Below are 22,040 nucleotides of genomic sequence, written 5' to 3' on the forward strand. Positions count from 1 at the left end.
GACACGGTGCGCCAGAATCCCTCTTTCGCGCTGACCGACATCGGTGAGCTGCGCCGTCTCGTCGACCTCAATCCCTGGGCGACCCTCGTCAGCCACACCGACGAGGGGCTCGTCGCATCGCACTACGCCGTGCTGCTGGACGACCAGAGGGACGACCTCACGATCGTCGGTCATGTCGGGAAGCCGGACGACCTCATCCACGGCCTGGGGGAGCGGGAGCTGATGGTGATCGTCCAGGGTCCGCACGGCTACATCTCTCCCGGGTGGTACGGAGACGTGCCGGCCGTGCCGACCTGGAACTTCGTCTCGGCGCACCTCTCCGGTGTGCCCGAGCTGCTCAGCACGGCCGAGAACCTCGCGGTGCTCGACAGGCTCGTCGATCGATTCGAGAGCAGGATGCCGCAACCGCGTCCGATGTGGCAGGCGCCGAACGACGAGGCATTCGTGGAGCGCCTCGAGCGCGGCACCACCGGATTCCGCCTCACGCCCTCGCGCGTCGTGGCCAAGCGCAAGCTCAGCCAGAACCGCTCGAGCGAGGTCGTCGAGACGATCATCGCCGAGCTCTCGGGCGACGGTCCCGCGGCGCAGCCCGCCCTGGCCGCCGAGATGCGCCGGGCGCTCGATGCGCGCCGGATGCCGGAGGCACCGTGAACCGGGGCGAGGTCGTCTCGGCGATCAGGAACGCGCGCATCGTGTCGTCGGGCGTGCCCCTGCCCGGCGGCGACGACGAGCCGCACGACATCGTGATCGCGGGAGGCCGGATCGCCGACATCGCCCCCGCGGGTGCGCTGCGCCTCGGCGGTGCGGTGCTCGACGCTGCCGGTCGCTGGCTCCTGCCGGGTCTGTGGGACCACCACGTCCACACCGTCCAGTGGGCGCTCGCCGCCCAGCGCGTCGACCTCGGCGGCGCCGCCACGGCCGCGGAGGCCGCGGCGATCATGGGGGCGGCGCTCGTCGTCCGCGGTGTCGCCGACGACGGCCGTCGGATCGGCACCGGCTACCGCGATGCCCTCTGGCCCGACCGCCCCGATCTCGAGCTCCTCGACGCCGCGACGGGCGAGGTGCCCACGTATCTCATCAACGCCGACGTGCACAGCGTGTGGCTCAACTCCGCGGCGCTGCGCCGAGAGGGGTTCGAGCACGCTCGCGACGGGGTCCTTCGCGAACAGCCCGCCTTCGAGATCTCCCGGCGGCTGAACGCCGTCAACCCCGGCGTCGCCGACGCGTTCGTCGCGCGCGCGGCGGATGCCGCGGCATCCCGCGGCGTCGTCGGCATCGTCGACCTCGACATGGCCTGGAACGAGGATGTGTGGGCGCGCCGCCTCGCGCGCGGTTTCGACGCGCTGCGGGTGGAGTTCGGCACATACCCCGACCACCTCGAACGCGCCATCGCCGAGGGCCTCTCCACAGGAGACACCGTGCGGGGGCAGCGCAGCGACCTCGTGCGGGTCGGGCCGTTCAAGGTGATCACCGACGGTTCGCTCGGCACGCGCACGGCGGCGTGCTCGCACCCGTACCCGGGCGAGCCGCACAACACGGGCGTCCTGACGGTTCCGCCGGACGAGCTCGTCGAGCTCATGACCGTCGCCACCGGCGCGGGCCTGCGCTGCGCCGTGCACGCGATCGGCGACGTCGCGAACTCCCGCGCCCTCGACGCCTTCGCCCTCACGGGCGCGACGGGCAGCATCGAGCACGCACAGCTCGTCGCCCACGCCGACCTGCCGAGATTCGCGCGGCTGGGTGTCGCGGCGAGCGTGCAGCCGGAGCACGCCCTCGATGACCGCGACATCACCGAGCGGGAATGGGCTGCGCAGACGGCCCTCGCGTATCCGCTCCGCTCCCTCGCCGCGGCGGGAGCGTCGCTGCGCTTCGGCTCGGACGCGCCCGTCTCGCCCCTCGACCCGTGGGCGGCGATCGCCGGAGCGGTGTACCGCACGAGAGACGGTCGCGAGCCGTGGCATCCCCACGAGGCGGTGTCGCCGCAGACGGCGCTCGACGCCTCGACGCACGGCGGCAGCGGCGACGCCGCCGCGCGGATCGAACCGGGCGCCACCGCCGACCTCGTGCTGTGCGGCGCCGATCCGCGCACGGCCGACGAGTCGGTGCTGCGGTCGATGTCCGTCTCGGCGACTCTCATCGCGGGCCGCCTCACGCATCTGGCGTGAACGCCGAAGCCCCCGGACCGCGGAGCGGTGTCGGGGGCCTCGAGGTCGCGGGCGGCTACGCGCTGACGTGGGCGAACAGGAACCAGCGGTCCTTCTCGAGACCGCGCTTGATCTCGATGGCCACGTCCTGGCTGGTGAGGTCGACCTCGTCGAGGCCCTCGATGGCCGCCTCCAGGTCGGCGAGCACGGCGTCGATGTCGGCGATCACGGCGCGGACGATCTCGTCGGACCGGGTGAAGCCGGCGGGAACCGCGGTGGGTGCGACCTTCGATGCGATGGTGGCGACGCGGGCGTCGATCGGTAGGCCCAGTGCCACGATCCGCTCGGCGGCGGTGTCGGCCCAGTCTCCCGCGTGCTCGACGAGCACATCAAGGAACTCGTGGACACCGATGAAGTTGGCTCCCCGCACGTGCCAGTGGGCCTGCTTGCCGTTCACGACGAGGGCCTGCAGGCCGAGGGCCACGGGGGAGAGGAACTGGGCGGAGGCGGCGGCGACCGAAGGGTCGACGGCGGTTGTGGAAACGGTCTCTGCGTTGCTCATGACATCCCCTCTCGCCGCGGGTCTCGCGGCTCAGTGAATCCAACGGTACTCAGTCCGAAACATTCCGCAAGCAAGTGAAGGCTCGGCTAACCGGCGCAGAAACACGGGCAAATGCGAGGGTCCGCGGGCGCAGCCGGTAGCGTCGTCTGGTGCCCTCCGCTGATCATGAACTCGGCCCCCAGAACCTGCGCTCACCGTCTCGCACGGTGACCCGTGAGCCGAGCGGAAGGTCCCCCGAGCACGCCGAGCCGTCGCGGTTCCTCCCTCACGTTCAGGGCCTGCGCGCCATCGCCGTCCTCCTCGTCGTGCTCTACCACTTCTGGCCGGGGCGCCTCTCGGGCGGATACGTCGGCGTCGACGTCTTCTTCGTCATCTCCGGATTCCTGATCACGGGGCACCTGATGCGGGAGCTGGAGGCCACCGGCGGGGTGCGACTCGCGCAGTTCTGGGCGCGACGCGCGCGCCGGCTGCTGCCGGCATCCCTCCTGGTGCTGCTGTTCTGCGCCCTGGTCGTGGGCACCCCCTATCTGTTCCCGCTGTCGTCGCTGCCCACCGAGATCCGCGAGATCCTCGCCTCCACGTTCTACGTCGAGAACTGGTTCCTCGCGCTGAACTCCGCCGACTACCTCGCCCACACCGGCGAGCCCACGACGGTGCAGCACTACTGGTCGCTCTCGCTGGAAGAGCAGTTCTACGTGCTGTGGCCCCTCATCCTGCTGGCGGCGGCGTGGATCGGCGTGACGAGGTTCCGCGGGGCGCGCCGCAGGGCTGTGCTCGTGGCGATCGTCGCCGTGACCGCGGCATCCTTCGTCTTCAACGTCATCTTCACCATCACCGACCCCGCGCCGGCCTACTTCGTCACGTTCGGTCGCATGTGGCAGTTCGGCGTCGGCGCCGTCATCGCACTGGTCCCGGTGCTGCAGATCCGTCACGCGGCGGGCAGTTTCCTCCTCGGGTGGGCGGGGATGGCCGCGCTGGTGTTCACCGCGTTCACCTTCGACGCCCAGACGCCCTTCCCCGGGTACATGGCGGCGATCCCGACGCTCGGGGCGGCGGCCGTCATCGCCGCATCCAACGCCGATCGGTGGTGGTACCCCACCCGGGTGCTCTCCCTCCGTCCCGCGCGGTTCGTCGGCGACATCTCCTACAGCCTCTACCTGTGGCACTGGCCGCTCATCGTCATCGCCCCCTCGGTGCCGTTCTGGGGGCTCTCCATCTACCACCGCGTCGCCCTGCTGGCGCTCTGCTTCGTTCTCGCCTGGCTCACCAAGCGCTTCGTCGAGGACCCGGCACGCTCCTGGAAGGTGCTCACGTCGCGCCGTCCGCGGGTGACGCTCTGGTCGTCGCTCGTCGCGATGGTCGTCGTGGCGGCGGTGGCGGCAGGCGCCTGGGCCGTGAACGCCCCCGCCTATCGGGCGGGCGTCCAGGCGATCGAGCAGACCCGGGAGAACCCGCCGGAGTGCTTCGGCGCGGCGAGCGTGCTCGACCCCGCGTGCGCGACGGTCGACTTCGGCGACCAGGTCCTCCCCGCGCCGGGGTTCGCCGCCGCCGATCGCCCCTCGGACGAGCAGTGCTTCGTGCAGCTCAACGACACCCGGCCGGTGACGTGCGAGTTCGGCGTCGACGACCCCGAGGCGCCCGAGGTGGTGCTCATCGGCGATAGCCACGCCTTCCAGCTGCTGTCGACGTTCGAGGGCATCGCCGTCGAGAACGGGTGGCGCCTGACCACGCTGTTCAAGGGGGCGTGCCCGTGGTCGACGACGTCTCTCGTCACGCCCGGCGCCTTCGGGGCCGCGTGCGACCAGTGGCGGCAGAACGCCGCCGAGGTGCTCGAGGAGCGCGATCCCGACGTCATCTTCACCGCAGCGCTGTCGACGACCCCGTATTCGTCGGCCGGTTTCGACAGCGTGCACGACGCCGCGGTGGCGGGGTACCGCGACGCCTGGCGGGGAGCGATCGACCGCGGCATCCCCGTCGTCACCGTCGTGGACAACCCCGTGTGGGAGAACGACCCCAACAAGTGCCTGCGCACGCGCGGGATCGATGCCTGCGCGGGCGCGCGGGATGCCGTGCTCTCCGAGAACGACCCCGTGCGGGACGCCGCGGAGGGGATGTCCGGGGTGACGCTGCTCGACTTCACGGACGTCTACTGCGACGACGCGCAGTGCTCGCCCGTCGTGGGCGGCGCGAACGTCTACCGGGACGAGGACCACCTCACGGTGACCTTCGCCGACACGCTCGCGCCCTCGTACGCGGCCGCGCTGCGCGGGGCGATGGGACGCGACGGCAGCCTCACGCAATAGTGTCGGGGGCATGACCATCGCCCCGGATGCCACGATCCTCGCCCTGCCCGGAGGACTCTCGCCGGCGCTCGACCCCGCCGCCTTCGTCGCCCCCGGCGCCCGCATCGTCGGCGCGGTGGAGATGTCGGAGGGATCCAGCGCCTGGTACAACGCCGTTCTGCGCGCCGACTCCGCCGCCATCACGATCGGCGCGGGCAGCAACCTGCAGGACAACGTCTCGGTGCACGTGGATGCCGCGCACCCCGTCGTGATCGGCGAGAACGTATCGGTCGGCCACAACGCCGTCGTGCACGGCTGCACGATCGGCGACGGGACGCTGATCGGGATGGGCAGCGTCGTGCTGTCGGGCGCCGTGGTCGGCGAGGGGTGCCTCATCGCCGGGGGAGCGGTGGTGCTCGAGGGCTCCGTCATTCCGCCGGGCTCGCTCGTCGCGGGCGTGCCCGCGAAGGTGCGCCGCGAGCTGACGGACGAGGAGCGGGCGAGCATCCTGCGCAATGCCGAGATCTATCGCGCCCATTCCGCCACGCACGCCGCCGCACTCGGCTGAGCCCGGCCGTGGCGAAGTCGGCGGGCAGTGAAAAGTCGGAGGGGCTGACGGGAATCGAACCCGCATCATTAGTTTGGAAGACTAAGGCTTTACCACTAAGCTACAGCCCCGCATTCGGCGGGTGTCCGCCGGATGTGAGTGTTCAGTTGTGTCGGTCCGCGCGCGGAAGCCGCGGCATCCATCAGTCTAACGGAGTCCGGGGCGTGCCCTCGACGCGGGCCGTATGGTCCGCAGCGGACGCCGCCCGCTCGTGCACACGTCGCCGAATGGGGCGAACGGCGCCCGTCGGCTAGACTTCACGGGGCCGTTTCGTGCCCGTGCTCACGCACGGCGCCGCCCGGGGCGTAGCTCAGCTTGGTAGAGCGCCCGCTTTGGGAGCGGGAGGCCGCAGGTTCAAATCCTGTCGCCCCGACGCACGGATCCCCGAACAGACCTCACGCACAGACCTTCACCCGCCGCGCGTCCGCGCGCGCGATCATCACGAGGAGAACAACCAGCATGGTGAACAGCACCGTCGAGCAGCTCAGCCCCACGCGCGTGAAGCTGCGTATCACGGTCTCGCCCGACGAGCTCAAGCCCAGCATCACGCACGCCTACGAGCACATCGCGCAGGACGTCCAGGTGCCCGGCTTCCGCAAGGGCAAGGTCCCCGCGCCGATCATCGACCAGCGCGTCGGCCGAGGTGCCGTCATCGAGCACGCCGTCAACGAGGGCCTCGACACCTTCTACCGCGAGGCCGTGACCGAGCACAACGTGCGCGTCGTGGGCCGCCCGGCCGCCGAGATCATCGAGTGGCCGAACGAGAAGGACTTCTCGGGCGATCTGCTGGTGGACGTCGAGGTGGACGTGCGCCCCGAGATCACGGTTCCCGAGCTCGAGGGGATCACCCTCACCGTCGACGCGGTCGAGGTCGACGAGGCCGCCGTCGAGGAGGAGCTCGAGCGCCTGCGCGGCCGCTTCGGCACCCTCGTGACCGTCGAGCGTCCCGCGAAGACGGGCGACTTCGTCGAGCTCGACCTCGTCGCCACGATCGACGGCTCCGAGATCGACCGCGCCGGCGGCGTGTCGTACGAGATCGGCTCCGGCGAGCTGCTCGAGGGCATCGACGAGGCGCTCGAGTCGCTCACGGCGGGCGAGGAGACCACCTTCCGCTCCAAGCTCGTCGGCGGCGACCACGCCGGCGAGGAGGCCGAGGTGACCGTCACCGTCAAGGCCGTCAAGGAGCGCGAGCTGCCCGAGGCCGACGACGACTTCGCGCAGATCGCGAGCGAGTTCGACACGATCGCCGAACTCCGCGAGAGCCTCGTCGAGCGCGTCAGCCAGCAGTCCGTCTTCACGCAGGGCTCCGCCGCGCGCGACAAGCTCATCGAGACGCTGCTCGAGCAGCTCGACATCCCCGTGCCGCCGAAGCTCGTCGAGGACGAGGTGCACAGCCATCTCGAGGGCGAGGGCCGGCTCGAGGACGACGAGCACCGCGCCGAGGTGACCGAGGCGAGCGAGAAGCAGTTCCGCACGCAGGTGCTGCTCGATGCGATCGCCGAAGAAGCCGATGTCCAGGTCTCGCAGGACGAGCTGACGCAGTACATCATCCAGTCGGCCGCGCAGTACGGCATGGCCCCGCAGGAGTTCATGCAGGCGATCCAGCAGGGCGGCCAGCTGCCCGCGCTCGTCGGCGAGGTCGCCCGCAACAAGGCCCTCGCCGTGGCGCTCGGCAAGGTCACGGTCGTCGACACGAACGGCAAGGCGGTCGACCTGGCCGGCTTCGTCGCCGTCGACGACGAGCCCGAGGCCGAGGAAGAGGTCGCCGAGGAGGCGCAGGAGATCGCGGACTCGGCGGCCGACGCCGAGGCAGACGCCGCTCCCGCCGAGTCGGAGGCCGCCGCCGAGGAGAAGCCGAAGACCCGCAAGGCCGCGAAGAAGAAGGCCGACACCGCCGAGTGAGGCGAACGACGACGGGGGTGGATGCCGCGGCATCCGCCCCCGTCGTCGTTCCCGAGCGCACCGCCGATCTGCCCACGGCGAACACGACCGATCGGCGCAAATGCCGCCGGTAGGGTCATAACGACGCACCACCGGAATGGAGTGAGAATGGCCGCGGAACCCCTGGTCGCCACGAGTGTTTTCGACCGACTGCTGAGAGATCGCATCATCTGGCTGGGCTCGGAGGTGCGCGACGAGAACGCGAACGAGATCTGCGCCAAGATCCTGCTTCTCGCCGCCGAGGACTCTCAGAAGGACATCTACCTGTACATCAACTCGCCCGGCGGCTCGATCACGGCCGGCATGGCGATCTACGACACGATGCAGTTCGTGCCGAACGACATCGTGACCGTCGGCATCGGCATGGCGGCGTCGATGGGTCAGCTGCTGCTGACCAGCGGCACGAAGGGCAAGCGCTACATCACGCCCAACGCCCGTGTGCTGCTGCACCAGCCCCACGGAGGCTTCGGTGGCACCTCCAGCGACATCCAGACGCAGGCTCAGCTCATCATCTCGATGAAGAACCGCCTCGCCGAGATCACGGCGGCCCAGACGGGCAAGACCGTGGAGCAGATCAACGAGGACGGCGACCGCGACCGCTGGTTCACCGCCGACGAGGCGCTGGCCTACGGCTTCGTCGACCACATCCGCGAGCACGCCGTCGACGTCACCGGCGGCGGCGGAACGGCCGCGTGAGGTTCGAGGCGAGAGACAAGGACGACAAAGCGATGCACACCCCCACCTTCGGAACCCCTTCGCCGCAGGCCCTGCAGATGCCTGGATCGCGCTACATCCTGCCCCAGTTCGAAGAGCGCACCGCGTACGGCTACAAGCGTCAGGACCCGTACAACAAGCTCTTCGAGGACCGGGTCATCTTCCTGGGCGTCCAGGTCGACGACGCATCGGCCGACGACGTCATGGCGCAGCTGCTCGTGCTCGAGAGCCAGGACCCCGACCGCGACATCGTGATGTACATCAACTCGCCGGGTGGCTCGTTCACCGCGATGACGGCGATCTACGACACGATGCAGTACGTCTCGCCGCAGATCCAGACCGTCGTGCTCGGCCAGGCCGCCTCGGCCGCGGCGGTGCTCCTCGCGGCCGGTGCGCCCGGCAAGCGGCTCGCGCTGCCCAACGCCCGCATCCTGATCCATCAGCCGGCCATGGGCCAGGCCGGTCACGGGCAGGCGTCGGACATCGAGATCCAGGCCCAGGAGATCCTGCGCATGCGCACGTGGCTCGAGGAGACGCTGTCGAAGCACTCCAACCGCTCGCAGGAGCAGGTCAACAAGGACATCGACCGCGACAAGATCCTCGGCGCGTCCGAGGCCCTCGAGTACGGCCTCGTCGACCAGGTCCTCACGACCCGCAAGCGCACGCCCGCGGCGATCACGAAGTAGTCCTCTCCACAGGTTCGCCCCGGCATCCGTCAATGCGACCGGATGCCGGGGCTTCCTATTAGGCTCGACACACAGCATCATCCAGGCGGCAACGCACGAGGAGGGCCGGATGGCACGCATCGGAGAGAGCGCCGATCTGTTCAAGTGCTCGTTCTGCGGAAAGAGCCAGAAGCAGGTCGTGCAGCTGATCGCCGGCCCCGGCGTCTACATCTGCGACGAGTGCGTCGAGCTGTGCAACGAGATCATCGAGGAGCGCATGGCCGAATCCGGCTCGGGCGTCGTCTCCGACTTCGATCTGCCCAAGCCCCGCGAGATCTTCTCCTTCCTCGACGAGTACGTCGTGGGCCAGGAAGACGCCAAGCGCGCGCTGTCGGTGGCCGTCTACAACCACTACAAGCGCGTCCGGGCCCACGGCGAGATCAAGCCCGCCGAGCAGCGCGCCGAAGAGGTCGAGGTCGCCAAGAGCAACATCCTGCTGCTCGGCCCCACCGGCTGCGGCAAGACCTACCTGGCGCAGACGCTCGCGAAGCGCCTCAACGTGCCGTTCGCGGTCGCGGACGCCACGGCGCTGACCGAGGCGGGCTACGTCGGCGAAGACGTGGAGAACATCCTTCTCAAGCTGCTGCAGGCCGCAGACTTCGACACGAAGCGCGCCGAGACCGGCATCATCTACATCGACGAGGTCGACAAGATCGCCCGCAAGGCGGAGAACCCCTCGATCACGCGCGACGTCTCGGGCGAGGGTGTGCAGCAGGCGCTGCTGAAGATCCTCGAGGGCACCGTCGCGTCCGTGCCACCCCAGGGAGGGCGCAAGCACCCCCATCAGGAGTTCATCCAGATCGACACGACGAACGTGCTGTTCATCGTTGCGGGCGCGTTCGCAGGGCTCGAGGAGATCATCTCCTCGCGGGTCGGCAAGCACGGCGTGGGCTTCGGGGCGCCGCTGCAGGACAAGGACAACGTGCAGAACCTCTTCAGCGAGGTGCTGCCGGAGGACCTGCACAAGTTCGGGCTCATCCCCGAGTTCATCGGGCGTCTGCCGATCGTCGCCTCGGTCGCGCCGCTCGACCGGGAGGCCCTCATCGAGATCCTCACCGAACCGCGCAACGCGCTCATCAAGCAATACCAGCGCATGTTCGAGCTCGACGACGTCGATCTGGAGTTCGACCGGGAGGCGCTCGAGGCCATCGCGGAGCTCGCCGTGGCGCGCAAGACCGGCGCCCGTGGTCTCCGGGCCATCCTCGAGGACGTGCTCGGCCCGATCATGTTCGAGATCCCGTCCGCCGAGAACATCGCGAAGGTCGTGGTCACCCGCGCTGCGGTCGAGGACGGCGCGGCGCCCACCTTCGTCCTCAAGCAGGCGAAGAAGAGCGCCTAGCTGCACCTGGTCGGGATGCGCGCGCCGTTCAGCCGGTGCATCCCGCCGCGTGCGCCGTTCAGCCGGTGAGGCCGCGCCGCTGGAGCAGGGGCTCGATGCGGGCCTCGCGGCCCCGGAAATCGCGGTACGCCTCAAGGGGGTCCTTCGAGCCCCCGACCGCGAGGAGCCGGGCGCGGAAGCGAGCGCCGGCCGTGCGGGTGGGCCCGCCGTTCTCGCGAAACCACTCGACTGTGTCCGCATCGAGCACCTCGCTCCAGATGTAGGAGTAATACCCGGCGCTGTACCCGCCCGAGAAGATGTGGGCGAAGTACGTGGAGGAGTAGCGGGGCGGGACGGCCGGGTCGTCGAGCCCGATATCGGCGAGGGCGCGGGCTTCGAACTCCTCCACGGAGGTGACGGCGGCGGCATCCGCCTCGCTGAGGGAGTGCCACGCCTGATCGAGCCAGGCCGCCGCGAGGTACTCGCTCGTCGCGAAGCCCTGGTTGAAGCTCCCGGTCGCGCGGAGCCGCTCCACGAGGTCCTCCGGCAAGGGCTCGTTCGTCTCGACGTGACGGGCGTAAGAGGCGAGGATCTCCGGCCACAGGATCCACATCTCGTTCACCTGGCTCGGGAACTCCACGAAGTCCCGGCACACGCTGGTACCGGCGAAGTGCGGGTAGGTGACGGTCGCGAAGAGGCCGTGCAGGGCGTGCCCGAACTCGTGGAACAGCGTCGTGACCTGATCGAGCGTCAGCAGAGTGGGCAGGCCCCCGGCGGGCTTGGCGACGTTGAGGTTGTTGACGACGACGGGAGCGTCGCCGCGCAGGCCCGCCTGCGCGACGATCGAGTTCATCCACGCGCCGCCGCGCTTGGTGTCGCGGGCGTAGAGGTCGAGCACGAAGAGGCCGAGCGGCGTGCCGTCGGCCTCATCGACCTGGAAGACGCGGGCGTCGGGGTGGTACGCGTGCAGGTCGTGACGCTCGGGGAAGCGAAGACCGTACAGCTCGGATGCCGCGCGGAACACCCCGTCCTGAAGCACCCGTTCGGCCTCGAACCACGGCCGCATGGCGCTCGTGTCGATGTCGTACTCGGCGATCCGGACCTGCTCGGTGTAGAACGCCCAGTCGTGTGCGGCGAGCTCGAAGCGGTCGTCGCCCTCGTCGATGATGCGCTGCAGCTTCTCGGCCTCACGGCGGGCGTTGCGGGCCGCGGGCGCCGCGAGCCGGCGAAGGAGGTCGTGCACGGCCTCCGGGCTGCCTGCCGTCTCGTCGGCGGTGACGTACGCGGCGTGGCTGGGGAAGCCGAGGATCGCCGCGCGCCGAGCGCGGAGGCGCACGATCTCGAGCAGCACCTCGCGGTTGTCGTTCGCCCCGCCGCGGATGCCGCGTGCGCGGGACGCGGCCATGAGGCGGCGGCGGCTCTCGCGATCGGTGAGCACGGCGAGATAGGGATGCCCCGTGAAGAGCGTCAACGTGACGGCGAAGCGTCCCGGCTGTCCGCGGTCGGCCGCGGCCTGGCCCGCCGCGGACAGCTCGGCGTCGGAGAGCCCGTCGAGCTCGCGCGCGTCGTCGAAGAAGACCGCGAGATCGTTGGTGTCGGCGAGCAGGTTCTTCTCGAACGTCGTCGTCAGCGATGAGAGCCGCTGGTTGATGGCGGTGAGCCGTTCCTTGCTCGCCGGGTCCAGGGCGGCACCCGCGAGCGTCATCTCGCGGTGGTGGCGCTCGATGAGGTAACGCTGCTCGGGTGTGAGACCGAGGGTGTCGGCTTGCTCGGCGAGGGCCCGCACCCGCGCGTACAGCTCGGCATCCAGCTGCACGGAGTCCCGATGCGCGGACATGAGGGGGGCGAGCTCCTCGTCGATCGCCTGTATCTCGGGAGTCGCATCGGCGGAGCTGACGGTGTAGAACGTGCGGGCGACGCGGTCCAGCGCCTCGCCCGACCGTTCGAGCGCTTCCATCGTGTTCTCGAACGTGGGGGCGGCGGCGTTCCCGGTGATCGCCGCGATCTCGTCGCGATGAGCGGCGAACGCCGCGCGGAAGGCCGGGAGGTAGTGCTCAGGGAGGATCGCGTCGTAATCGGGCAGCCCGAAGGGGAGGGCGGATCCCGCGAGCAGGGGATTGCTGTTCTCGGCCATCCGGCCAGCGTATCGCCGGGTGTTAGGGCGAGGGTGAGCCGGCCTTCCGTCCAGGGCTGGGGCCGGAGCGGCCACCGCGATCAGGCGAAGTCGTCCTCGGGGTCGTGCTGCACGACGGCGGCGCCGCTCGCGTCCGTCGTCACGATGACGCCCGTGTCGAGCTCGGCGATCGGGCGCCCCTCGAGCCAGGTGAGCGTCCAGCGCGGCGGCGGGTCGCCCGCGTTCAGGCTGAGCGTCTCGACCTGCGCGATCGTGTCCCACAGCGTGCGCGGCACGGCCGCGGGCGGCTGGGCCCCGGCGTTCCAGCGGGTTCCGAGCTGCATCTCAGTCCTCCCTCTCCGCGAACTCGATCGCGGCGACGTGGGTGCTCTCGGCCTCTGCGAGCTCGAGCCGCTCGATGCGGCCGACCGCGCGGAGGTCGCCCTCGACCTGACGCAGGGCGCCGAGGGTCGCCGCGGGTGCGGCGAGGGTCAAGGCATCCACCGGCGTCTTCTGGGAGAGCTTCGCCTCCGTCTTGGCGCGCCGGATCGCGATGAGCGCCTCGCTCGCCGCCGTCAGGATCGCGGGGTCTCCCGGCGCCCCGCCCGGGGTGGGCCAGGGCGCGCCGTGCACGGAGCCGTGATGGAACCACGACCACGCCTCCTCGGTCGCGAAGACGAGCACGGGGGAGAGCAGGCGCAGCAGCGTGTCGAGCGCCGTCCGCAGCGCGAGCGCGGCGGATGCCTGACCCGTGTCGGAGGGGTCGTAGGCGCGCTCCTTCACGAGCTCCAGGTAGTCGTCGCAGAACGTCCAGAAGAAGGACTCGGTGACCTCGAGCGCCCGGGCGTGGTCGTACGCGTCGAGGGCCTTCGTGGCCTGCGCCACGACGTCGTCGAGGGTGGCGAGCATCGCGGCATCCAGGGCGTCGGTGATATGCGCGTCGCCCGGTACGGGGAAGGTCAGCACGAACTTCGCCGCGTTCAGCACCTTGATCGCGAGGCGCCGGCCGATCTTGATCTGGGTCGGGTTCTGCGGATCGAAGGCCGCGTCGGTGCCCAGGCGACTGGATGCCGCCCAGTACCGCACCGCGTCGGACCCGTGCTGCGCGAGGATGTCGGCGGGCGTCACGACATTGCCCTTGGACTTGGACATCTTCTTGCGGTCGGGGTCGACGATGAAGCCGCTGATGGCGGCATCCGTCCACGGCGCCCGGTCGTCCTCGAGGGCGCTGCGCAGGAGCGTCGAGAACAGCCACGTGCGGATGATGTCCTGCCCCTGCGGGCGCAGGTCGAACGGCGCCACGAGGTTCCAGAGCTCTTCGTCGCGCTGCCAGCCGCCCGCGAGCTGGGGCGTGAGGCTCGATGTCGCCCACGTGTCGAAGACGTCGGTCTCGGCGTCGAACCCGCCGGGCACGCCGCGCTGGTCCTCGGTGTAGCCCGAGGGAACGTGCGTGGTCGGGTCGATCGGCAGCGCCGAGGCATCCGGGGTCAGCACACGGGAGTAGTCCCGCTCGCCGTCGTCGTCGAGCGCGTACCAGACCGGGATCGGCACGCCGAAGAAGCGCTGACGGGAGACGAGCCAGTCGCCCGTGAGGCCGCCGACCCAGTTCTCGTACCGCACCCGCATGAAGTCGGGGTGCCACGAGACCTCGCGGCCGAGCGCGATCAGGCGCTCGCGCAGCTGCTCGTCGCGCGCGCCGTTGCGGATGTACCACTGCCGCGTCGAGACGATCTCCAGCGGGCGGTCGCCCTTCTCGAAGAACTTCACGGCGTGCGTGAACGGCTTGGGATCACCGATCATCTCGCCCGACTCGGCCAGCAGCTCCACGATGCGCTTCTTGGCGCTGAAGACCGTCTTGCCCGCCAGCTCGGCGTAGGCGGCCTTCGCGGCATCCGTCGCCAGCACGTCGGGGGCTTCGGCGATGACCCGGCCGTCCTGTCCGATGATCGTGCGGTTGGGGAGATCGAGCTCGCGCCACCAGATGATGTCGGTGACGTCGCCGAACGTGCAGATCATGGCGATGCCGGAGCCCTTGTCCTGCTGCGCGAGGGGGTGCGCGAGCACGGGGACCTCGACGTCGAAGAGCGGCGTGCGCACGGTCGTGCCGAACAGGGGCTGGTAGCGCTCGTCGTCGGGGTGCGCGACGAGGGCGACGCACGCGGCCAGCAGCTCGGGACGCGTCGTCTCGATGTGCACGTCGCCGGCGCCGTCCGCCCTGTGGAACGCCAGGCGGTGGTAGGCGGCGGGCTGGTCGCGGTCCTCGAGCTCGGCCTGCGCGATCGCGGAGCGGAAGTCGATGTCCCACAGCGTCGGCGCGAGGGCCTGGTAGGCCTCGCCGCGCTCGATGTTGCGCAGGAAGGCGAGCTGGCTCGTGCGGATCGTGTCGTCGCTGATGGTGCGGTACGTCTGGGTCCAGTCGACGCTCAGGCCGAGATCGCGCCACAGCGCCTCGAAGTGCTTCTCGTCCTCGACCGTGAGCTTCTCGCACAGCTCGATGAAGTTGCGGCGGCTGATGGGTCGCTGGTCGGCCGCCTTCGTGCTCTTGTTGTCGCCGCCCTCGAACGGGGGAGCGAAGTCGGGGTCGTAGGGCAGCGTCGGGTCGCAGCGCACGCCGTAGTAGTTCTGCACGCGGCGCTCGGTGGGCAGGCCGTTGTCGTCCCACCCCATGGGGTAGAACACGGTCTTGCCGCGCATGCGCTCGAAGCGCACTTTGACATCGGTGTGCGTATAGCTGAACACGTGCCCGATGTGGAGGCTTCCGCTCGCGGTGGGCGGGGGAGTGTCGACGCTGAAGACGGCCTGACGCCCGGATGCCGCGGCGCTCGCGCGATCGAAGAGGTACGTGCCCCTCGCGCTCCACGCGGCATCCCACTTCTTCTCGAGTCCCTCGAGGGCGGGCTTGTCGGGGATTTCGGCCATAGGGGACTCCTTGCGCGCTATGTGCGGCACGGTGTGTGCGTGCCTGAGTGTGGGATTCGCCGGCCAGTTTACCGGGCGGCGCGGCATCCGCCGCCCGGTGCGGCTTGCGGAGGGCGTGGTCCTCTGCCCGGCCGAGGGTGATTGCCGAGCAGAGGACGGGATGCCGTGATTCGGCCCTCTGCCGAGCAGATCCCCTCCGCCGAGCAGAGGAGACTGTGCGGGCTCGAGGGGGAGATGGATGCCGGATGCGCATCCTGTGGATAGTCGGCTGTCCACCGTTGCGCCTCCGAAGGCGTCGCCCCCGATGGGTCTCGGCCACCATCGGTGCATGACGGAAGCGCGTGAGCGGGCGGCGGCAGCGGCGGTGGCGAAGGTGCGGGCGCAGGGCGGCATCGTGCGCAGCGCGCGACTGATCGAGGCGGGCACGCCCAAATGGGCGGTGGCGGATGCCGTGACGCTCGGGCTGCTGGTCCGTGTTCGCAGGGTCTGGGTGGCCTCGATCGACGCGGACGAACAGCTCGTGACCGCTGCGCGCGAGGGCGTCGTGCTCACGTGCGTGACGGCGGCCGCGCGCCTCGGTCTGTGGGTTCTCGGGTCCGACCGGATGCATGTGGCCGCACCCGCGCACGCCGGATCCGTGGACGTCGCCCAGGCGATGGTGCACTGGAACGGTCCCGTCGTGCCCAGGCCGCCCGGGCAGCTCGAGGATCCCATCGAGAACGTCCTGGCCCTCGTCGCCCAGTGCCAGCCCCGTGAGGCCGCGCTCGCCGTGTGGGAGTCGGCGCTGCGACGGCAACTCGTCGATCCGCTCGCACTCGGGCGGATGCCGCTGCCCGCTGCCGCCCGGGAGGTGCTGGCATCGGCATCCCCGTGGTCCGATTCCGGCGTCGAGACCTTCGTCGTGCCCCGCCTGCGCTGGATGCGGCTTCCTCTGCGACGCCAGACCTGGATTGCGGGGCACCGGGTCGACCTGTTGATCGGCGACCGCCTGGTCCTGCAGATCGACGGGGGACACCATGTCGGCGCCCAGCGCGAGATCGACAACGCCCACGATGCCGCGTTGAGGCTGCTCGGGTACCACGTCATCCGCGTCGGGTACTGGCAGGTGCTCGAGCGCTGGCACGAGGTGCAGGACGTCCTCATGCGCGCAGTGGCGCAGGGGCTGCACCGGGCGTAGACGCACCGGGGCACGACCCCGCGAACAGAGGTGTCCGCTGCCGAGCAGAGGGGCATTGCCGAGCAGAGGGCCGCAGACGGGCGACGGCTCCTCCGCTCGGCAGTGAACCTCTCCCGGGCAGAGGAGCCGGGCGCGCGACCGCCGCGGCATCCGGCCCCGCGCCGGGCGGCTACAATCGTCGCAGCAGCACAGATCCGGCCATCACCGGGGAGCTTCCGGAAGAACGGCCCCACGGCCCAGTAGAACCGGACGGGTCAGGCCCGTCACAGCCGCAGCAGAGGGGGATCCGCATGGCGGATCCAAGCGGGGTGGTACCGCGGTCCGGGAGGATCGTCCCCGCAGGAGCCACCATCGAGCACCTGCGAGTGAACATGACATACCCCCGCCCCTCGGCCTTCGGGCCCGCCGCCGACAGCCAGGCGGATGCCGCGGCATCCGTGGTGCCCTCGCCCCGGTTCCCCGAGATCGAGCAGCAGGTGCTCGAGTTCTGGCGTGAGGACGACACGTTCCGCGAGAGCATCGCCCAGCGCGAGGGCAGCGAGGAGTGGGTCTTCTTCGACGGTCCGCCCTTCGCCAACGGCCTGCCACACTACGGGCACCTGCTCACGGGGTACGCGAAGGACCTCTTCCCGCGCTTCCAGACGATGCGCGGCAAGAAGGTCGACCGCGTCTTCGGGTGGGACACGCACGGCCTGCCCGCCGAGCTCGAGGCGATGAAGCAGCTCGGCATCACGGAGAAGGCCGAGATCGAGGCCATGGGCATCGACACCTTCAACGCCAAGGCGCGCGAATCCGTGCTGGCGTACACGCGGGAGTGGGAGGACTACGTCACCCGCCAGGCGCGATGGGTCGACTTCGAGCGCGGGTACAAGACGCTCGACACCTCCTACATGGAGAGCGTGCTCTGGGCGTTCAAGTCCCTGTACGACAAGGGCCTCGCCTATGAGGGCTACCGTGTGCTGCCCTACTGCTGGCGCGACGAGACGCCACTGTCCACCCACGAGCTGCGCATGGACGACGACGTCTACAAGACGCGCCAGGACCCCTCCGTCACGGTCACCTTCCCGCTCGTGGGGGCCAAGGCGGAAGCGCTCGGCCTGACCGGCGTGCGGGCGCTCGCGTGGACGACGACCCCGTGGACGCTCCCGACCAACATGGCGCTCGCCGTGGGCCCGGCGATCCGCTACGCCGTCCTGCCCGCGGGCCCGAACGGGGCCGCCGACGTGCACCACACGCCCGAGGGTGCGGCCGACGACCTGCTCGAGGCGAGCGCGCACCGGTACCTCCTGGCCGAGGATCTGCTCGGCGGCTACGCGAAGGACCTCGGCTACGACTCCGCCGAGGCCGCGCGCGAGGCCATCGAGCGCACGGTCGAGGGACGCGAGCTCGAGGGCGTGTCCTACGACCGGCTGTTCGACTATTACGCGGATGCCGAGGCGTACGGCACCGGGAACGCCTGGCAGGTGCTCGTCGACGACTACGTCACGACGACCGACGGCACGGGAGTCGTGCACCAGGCCCCCGCATACGGCGAGGACGACCAACGGGTGAGCGAGGCCGCCGGCATCCCGACGATCCTGAGCCTCGACGACGGCGGGCGCTTCCTGCCCGCCGTGACGGATGTCGCGGGCCAGCTCTGGATGGAGGCGAACACCCCCCTCATCCGGCTGCTGCGCCAGAGCGGACGCCTCGTGCGCGAGGCCAGCTACGAGCACGCCTACCCCCACTGCTGGCGCTGCCGCAATCCCCTCATCTACAAGGCGGTGTCGAGCTGGTTCGTGCGGGTCACGGACTTCCGCGACCGCCTGGTCGAGCTGAACGAGGAGATCACGTGGGTGCCCGACAACGTCAAGCACGGCCAGTTCGGCAAGTGGGTCGCCGGCGCGCGCGATTGGTCGATCAGCCGCAACCGCTACTGGGGCTCGCCCATCCCGATCTGGAAGAGCGATGATCCCGAGCACCCTCGCGTGGACGCGTACGGATCGCTCGAGGAGATCGAGCGCGACTTCGGCCGTCTCCCCCGGAACGACGTCGGCGAGGTCGACCTGCACCGGCCGTACATCGATGAGCTGACGCGTCCGAACCCCGACGACCCGAGCGGGCAGAGCACGATGCGCCGCATCGAGGACGTGCTCGACGTCTGGTTCGACTCGGGCTCCATGCCTTTCGCGCAGGTGCACTACCCGTTCGAGAACCGCGAGTGGTTCGACACGCATGCGCCCGCCGACTTCATCGTCGAGTACATCGGCCAGACCCGGGGCTGGTTCTACGTCATGCACGTGCTCTCGGGCGCGCTGTTCGACCGCCCCGCGTACAAGGCGGTCTCGGCCCACGGTATCGTGCTCGGCAACGACGGGCAGAAGATGTCCAAGTCGCTGCGCAACTATCCGGACGTGAACGAGGTGTTCGACCGCGACGGCTCCGACGCGATGCGGTGGTTCCTGATGTCGAGCCCGGTGCTGCGGGGCGGAAACCTCGTCGTGACAGAGGAGGGCATCCGCGCGGGGGTGCGGGAGTTCCTGCTTCCCCTGTGGAACTCCTGGTACTTCTTCGCGACGTATGCCAACGCCGCGCGCGCAGGGCGGGACGGGGTGGATGCCGGGGGCTACGAGGCATCCTGGCGCACCGACTCGACCGACGTGCTCGACCGCTACATCCTCGCGCTCACGGGCGATCTCGTCCGCGGCGTGGCGAGCGACCTCGAGGGCCTGGATTCGACGATGGCCGCGGCGAAGCTGCGCGATTTCGCCGAGGCCCTCACCAACTGGTACATCCGTCGCTCGCGCGACCGGTTCTGGGAGGGCGTCGGCGACGACCCCCGCAGCCGCGAGGCCTTCGACACGCTGTACACCGTGCTCGAGACGCTCACGCGGGTCGCGGCGCCGCTGATCCCCCTCGTGGGCGAGCGGGTGTGGCAGGGCCTCACCGGTGGGCGCAGCGTGCACCTGCAGGACTGGCCCGACGCGGGCGCGTTCCCTGCGGCCACCGACATCCGCACGGCGATGGACGCCGTCCGTGAGGTCTCGAGCGTCGCGAACGCGCTGCGCAAGCGCGAGGGCAAGCGCGTGCGGCTGCCGTTGGCGCGCCTGACGGTCGTCGTGCCGGATGCCGCGGCGCTCGCCCAGTTCGACGACATCCTGCGCGAGGAGCTCAACGTCAAGAGCGTCGACCTCGTCGAGCTGGAGGAGGGCACCGCGGCGCAGTACGGCGTGACGCACCGCCTCTCCGTCAACGCCCGCGCCGCGGGTCCGCGCCTGGGCAAGCAGGTGCAGCAGGTCATCCGCGCTGCGAAGGAGGGGGACTGGTCGCTGAACGGCGAGGCCGTCACCGCCGGCGGTGTCGACCTCATGCCGGGGGAGTACGAGCTCGTGCTCGAGACATCCGGCCGACCCGAGGGCGAGGCGCTCGCCCTTCTTCCCGAAGGAGGATTCGTGCTTCTGGACACCGTCACCACCCCCGAGCTCGAGGCGGAGGGGCTGGCCCGCGACGTCATCCGCGCCGTGCAGGACACCCGCAAGGCCGCCGGCTTCGACGTGAGCGACCGCATCGAGCTCTCGCTGCTGTTCGACGACGCCGAGGATGCCGCGGCCGTCGGCGACGCGTTCGACATCGCCGACGTGGCGCGGGAGACCCTGGCGGTGGAGTACCGCCTCGGCACGGCCGACGAGACGCTGCGCGCCTCGTCCCGCTCGCACATGTCATCGCCGGCGAAGGCGGAGCACACCGCGACGTTCGCGGCAGCCGCGTTCGCCAATCGCGGCCCGTTCACGGTCGCCGTCGCCCGGGTGGAGGGCTCATGAGCGGCGACGACCGGGCGCGCGCCGACGCCGTCTACGAGGCCCTGCTGCAACGGCAAGGCGAGCAGTGGGTGCAGCCGCGGGTCGAGCGCACGCGTCGCGTGCTCGACCTGCTGGGCGACCCGCAGCGTTCGTACCGCGTCGTGCACGTCACGGGGACCAACGGGAAGACGTCGACCAGCCGCATCATCGAGAGCCTGCTGCGAGCGTTCGGCCTCCGCACCGGCCTGTTCACGAGCCCGCACCTCGTGCGCTTCACCGAGCGGATCCTGATCGACGGCGCCCCCGTCGGGGACACCGAGGTGGCGGACGCCTGGGACTCCGTCGCGCCGATCGTCGAGATCGTCGACGCCGAGCTCGCCGCGGCGGGCGATGCGGCGCTGACGTTCTTCGAGCTGCTGACGGTCTTGGCCTTCGTCGTGGCCGCCGACGCACCGATCGACGTCCTCGTGCTTGAGGTCGGCATGGGCGGGGCGTGGGATTCCACGAACACGGCGGACGGCGACGTGGCGGTCTTCGCGCCGATCGACATCGACCACGCCGACCGGCTCGGATCGACGATCTCCGAGATCGCCACCGTCAAGGGCGGCATCATCAAGGACGGGGCGGCGGTCGTCTCGGCGGCGCAGCACCCCGACGCCGAGCGAGTGCTGCGGAAGATGGCATCCGACCGCGGGGCGCGCATCGCCTTCGAGGGTGCCGACTTCGCCCTCACCGACGACCGCCTGGCGGTGGGCGGGCAGCTCATCTCCGTGCGCGGGCTCGCGGGAACCTACGACGAGGAGTACCTGCCGCTCTACGGCGCGCACCAGGGGCGCAACGCGGCGCTCGCGATCGCGGCCGTGGAGTCCCTCATCGGCGGCGCGGAGCAGCCGATCGCCGGCGACGTGCTCGCCGAGGGCCTCGGTCAGGTCGTCTCGCCCGGACGCCTGCAGCTCGTGGGCACGGAGCCGACGGTGCTCGTCGACGCCGCGCACAATCCCCACGGCGCGCGGGCCCTCGCGGAGGCGCTGCGTACGTCGTTCGACTTCGACGAATGGGGCGTCGTGCTGGGCGTCCTCGCCGACAAGGATGCCGCGGGCATCGTCGCGGCCCTCGCCCCGGTCGCCGCGGAGGTGTTCGTGACGGCGCCGGACTCCGAGCGCGCCGACGACCCGGACGCGCTGGCCGACCTCGTGGAGGAGGCGGGGCTGCGCGCGAGCGTGCACCGCGACCTGGAGGATGCGGCCGCTTCGGCACGGGAGTGGGCCTCGGCATCCGCCCGCAGGGCCGTCGTGATCGCCGGATCCGTCGTTCTGGCGGGGGAGGCCCTCGCGGTCGCGGCCCGCGAGGACTGGAAGGGCGGGCCCTCGTGAGCGAGGCCGCACCGCGTCCCCGTCCGCGCCGCAGTCTCACGGCGCAGCTGGCGTCGGTCGTGCTCGGTTTCGAGGCGATCGTGGTCTTCCTCGGCGGGCTCACGATCTACGGTCTCCGCGCGCTGCCCGCGGGAGTCGAACCGTGGTGGGGCATCGTCGGCGGCGCCGTCGTGGCGGTCGTGATGCTCCTGACGTGCGGATTCGTCAGCCGCCCCGCCGGTATCGTCGTCGGGTGGGCGCTGCAGGTGATCGTCGCCCTCGCGGCGTTCCTCGTGCCCGGCATGCTGCTGGTCGCCCTCGTCTTCGGCGGCATGTGGGCTTTCGCGACCATCCAGGGTCCCCGAATCGAAAGGCGCGCGCAGGGCGCGACGCCGGAAGGAGAATGA

Annotated in this window: 16 protein-coding genes and 2 tRNA genes; 13 read left to right on the forward strand and 5 right to left on the reverse strand. The window is 70.4% G+C overall.

The window, feature by feature from the left end; translation table 11 throughout:
- The first annotated feature begins 6 nt into the window (after positions 1 to 6).
- Both ACIGCK_RS11145 and ACIGCK_RS11150 read left to right on the forward strand, forming a co-directional pair.
- Positions 7 to 651, forward strand: coding sequence for an FMN-binding negative transcriptional regulator (locus ACIGCK_RS11145; protein ID WP_396666116.1), 645 nt, complete (start codon positions 7 to 9; stop codon positions 649 to 651).
- A complete protein-coding gene (locus tag ACIGCK_RS11150) occupies positions 648 to 2,165 on the forward strand; it encodes an amidohydrolase (protein WP_396666117.1) in 1,518 nt (505 codons plus the stop codon). Before ACIGCK_RS11145 ends, ACIGCK_RS11150 begins: the two co-directional genes overlap by 4 nt.
- 55 nt (positions 2,166 to 2,220) lie before the next feature.
- On the opposite strand, the gene ACIGCK_RS11155 is transcribed toward ACIGCK_RS11150, so the two are convergent.
- Complete coding sequence (locus tag ACIGCK_RS11155) at positions 2,221 to 2,706, reverse strand: Dps family protein (protein WP_396666119.1); 486 nt, start codon at positions 2,704 to 2,706, stop codon at positions 2,221 to 2,223.
- 149 nt (positions 2,707 to 2,855) lie between these two features.
- On the opposite strand from ACIGCK_RS11155, the gene ACIGCK_RS11160 reads away from it, so the two are divergent.
- Entirely contained in the window at positions 2,856 to 5,009 is a 2,154-nt protein-coding gene (locus ACIGCK_RS11160) for an acyltransferase family protein (RefSeq protein ID WP_396666120.1), read from the forward strand.
- A 10-nt stretch (positions 5,010 to 5,019) separates the two neighbouring features.
- Positions 5,020 to 5,556, forward strand: coding sequence for a gamma carbonic anhydrase family protein (locus tag ACIGCK_RS11165; RefSeq protein ID WP_396666121.1), 537 nt, complete (start codon positions 5,020 to 5,022; stop codon positions 5,554 to 5,556).
- Between the two features lie 39 nt (positions 5,557 to 5,595).
- On the opposite strand, the gene ACIGCK_RS11170 is transcribed toward ACIGCK_RS11165, so the two are convergent.
- A tRNA-Gly gene (locus tag ACIGCK_RS11170) sits at positions 5,596 to 5,666 on the reverse strand.
- 228 nt (positions 5,667 to 5,894) lie between these two features.
- Between ACIGCK_RS11170 and ACIGCK_RS11175 the strand changes: the two genes are divergently transcribed.
- The 5 genes from ACIGCK_RS11175 (at position 5,895) to clpX (ending at position 10,314) form a co-directional block, all read left to right on the forward strand.
- Positions 5,895 to 5,968, forward strand: a tRNA-Pro gene (locus ACIGCK_RS11175).
- A gap of 86 nt (positions 5,969 to 6,054) precedes the next feature.
- The gene (gene tig, locus ACIGCK_RS11180) at positions 6,055 to 7,497 is read left to right on the forward strand and encodes a trigger factor (RefSeq protein WP_396666123.1); all 1,443 of its coding nucleotides are present in this window, start codon (positions 6,055 to 6,057) and stop codon (positions 7,495 to 7,497) included.
- A gap of 147 nt (positions 7,498 to 7,644) precedes the next feature.
- Positions 7,645 to 8,232: an ATP-dependent Clp protease proteolytic subunit gene (locus ACIGCK_RS11185; protein ID WP_396666124.1), complete on the forward strand. Its 588-nt coding sequence runs from the start codon at positions 7,645 to 7,647 to the stop codon at positions 8,230 to 8,232.
- A gap of 32 nt (positions 8,233 to 8,264) precedes the next feature.
- Positions 8,265 to 8,936 (forward strand): ATP-dependent Clp protease proteolytic subunit, encoded by a 672-nt coding sequence (locus tag ACIGCK_RS11190; protein ID WP_396666126.1) that lies wholly within the window; start codon positions 8,265 to 8,267, stop codon positions 8,934 to 8,936.
- A 109-nt stretch (positions 8,937 to 9,045) separates the two neighbouring features.
- A complete protein-coding gene (gene clpX / locus ACIGCK_RS11195) occupies positions 9,046 to 10,314 on the forward strand; it encodes an ATP-dependent Clp protease ATP-binding subunit ClpX (protein ID WP_330171687.1) in 1,269 nt (422 codons plus the stop codon).
- 58 nt (positions 10,315 to 10,372) lie between these two features.
- Here clpX and ACIGCK_RS11200 read toward each other — a convergent pair whose 3' ends face one another.
- The 3 genes from ACIGCK_RS11200 to valS form a co-directional block, all read right to left on the reverse strand.
- Complete coding sequence (locus tag ACIGCK_RS11200; RefSeq protein ID WP_396666128.1) at positions 10,373 to 12,427, reverse strand: M3 family metallopeptidase; 2,055 nt, start codon at positions 12,425 to 12,427, stop codon at positions 10,373 to 10,375.
- An 80-nt stretch (positions 12,428 to 12,507) separates the two neighbouring features.
- Entirely contained in the window at positions 12,508 to 12,750 is a 243-nt protein-coding gene (locus tag ACIGCK_RS11205; RefSeq protein ID WP_396666130.1) for a hypothetical protein, read from the reverse strand.
- A gap of 1 nt (position 12,751) precedes the next feature.
- The gene (gene valS / locus ACIGCK_RS11210; protein WP_396666132.1) at positions 12,752 to 15,325 is read right to left on the reverse strand and encodes a valine--tRNA ligase; all 2,574 of its coding nucleotides are present in this window, start codon (positions 15,323 to 15,325) and stop codon (positions 12,752 to 12,754) included.
- Positions 15,326 to 15,653: 328 nt separating this feature from the next.
- Between valS and ACIGCK_RS11215 the strand changes: the two genes are divergently transcribed.
- The 4 genes from ACIGCK_RS11215 (at position 15,654) to ACIGCK_RS11230 (ending at position 22,040) form a co-directional block, all read left to right on the forward strand.
- A complete protein-coding gene (locus ACIGCK_RS11215; RefSeq protein WP_396666133.1) occupies positions 15,654 to 16,502 on the forward strand; it encodes an endonuclease domain-containing protein in 849 nt (282 codons plus the stop codon).
- Between the two features lie 371 nt (positions 16,503 to 16,873).
- Positions 16,874 to 20,302, forward strand: coding sequence for an isoleucine--tRNA ligase (gene ileS, locus ACIGCK_RS11220; RefSeq protein WP_396666134.1), 3,429 nt, complete (start codon positions 16,874 to 16,876; stop codon positions 20,300 to 20,302).
- Positions 20,299 to 21,654, forward strand: a complete 1,356-nt coding sequence (locus ACIGCK_RS11225; protein WP_396666135.1) for a bifunctional folylpolyglutamate synthase/dihydrofolate synthase — start codon at positions 20,299 to 20,301, stop codon at positions 21,652 to 21,654. Before ileS ends, ACIGCK_RS11225 begins: the two co-directional genes overlap by 4 nt.
- The gene (locus ACIGCK_RS11230) at positions 21,651 to 22,040 is read left to right on the forward strand and encodes a DUF4233 domain-containing protein (RefSeq protein WP_396666137.1); all 390 of its coding nucleotides are present in this window, start codon (positions 21,651 to 21,653) and stop codon (positions 22,038 to 22,040) included. The genes ACIGCK_RS11225 and ACIGCK_RS11230 overlap by 4 nt, the downstream gene beginning before the upstream one ends.

The organism is Microbacterium sp. NPDC078428 (assembly GCF_044542535.1).
Classification (GTDB): domain Bacteria; phylum Actinomycetota; class Actinomycetes; order Actinomycetales; family Microbacteriaceae; genus Microbacterium; species Microbacterium limosum.

Bases quoted from the DNA above. Each gene is read 5' to 3' on its own strand.
- ACIGCK_RS11190 (WP_396666126.1), top strand. From the start codon at position 8,265: ATGCACACCCCCACCTTCGGAACCCCTTCGCCGCAGGCCCTGCAGATG.
- ACIGCK_RS11185 (WP_396666124.1), top strand. From the start codon at position 7,645: ATGGCCGCGGAACCCCTGGTCGCCACGAGTGTTTTCGACCGACTGCTG.
- ACIGCK_RS11200 (WP_396666128.1), bottom strand. From the start codon at position 12,427: ATGGCCGAGAACAGCAATCCCCTGCTCGCGGGATCCGCCCTCCCCTTC.
- ACIGCK_RS11165 (WP_396666121.1), top strand. From the start codon at position 5,020: ATGACCATCGCCCCGGATGCCACGATCCTCGCCCTGCCCGGAGGACTC.
- ACIGCK_RS11155 (WP_396666119.1), bottom strand. From the start codon at position 2,706: ATGAGCAACGCAGAGACCGTTTCCACAACCGCCGTCGACCCTTCGGTC.
- tig (WP_396666123.1), top strand. From the start codon at position 6,055: ATGGTGAACAGCACCGTCGAGCAGCTCAGCCCCACGCGCGTGAAGCTG.
- clpX (WP_330171687.1), top strand. From the start codon at position 9,046: ATGGCACGCATCGGAGAGAGCGCCGATCTGTTCAAGTGCTCGTTCTGC.
- ACIGCK_RS11205 (WP_396666130.1), bottom strand. From the start codon at position 12,750: ATGCAGCTCGGAACCCGCTGGAACGCCGGGGCCCAGCCGCCCGCGGCC.
- ACIGCK_RS11215 (WP_396666133.1), top strand. From the start codon at position 15,654: ATGACGGAAGCGCGTGAGCGGGCGGCGGCAGCGGCGGTGGCGAAGGTG.
- ileS (WP_396666134.1), top strand. From the start codon at position 16,874: ATGACATACCCCCGCCCCTCGGCCTTCGGGCCCGCCGCCGACAGCCAG.
- ACIGCK_RS11225 (WP_396666135.1), top strand. From the start codon at position 20,299: ATGAGCGGCGACGACCGGGCGCGCGCCGACGCCGTCTACGAGGCCCTG.
- valS (WP_396666132.1), bottom strand. From the start codon at position 15,325: ATGGCCGAAATCCCCGACAAGCCCGCCCTCGAGGGACTCGAGAAGAAG.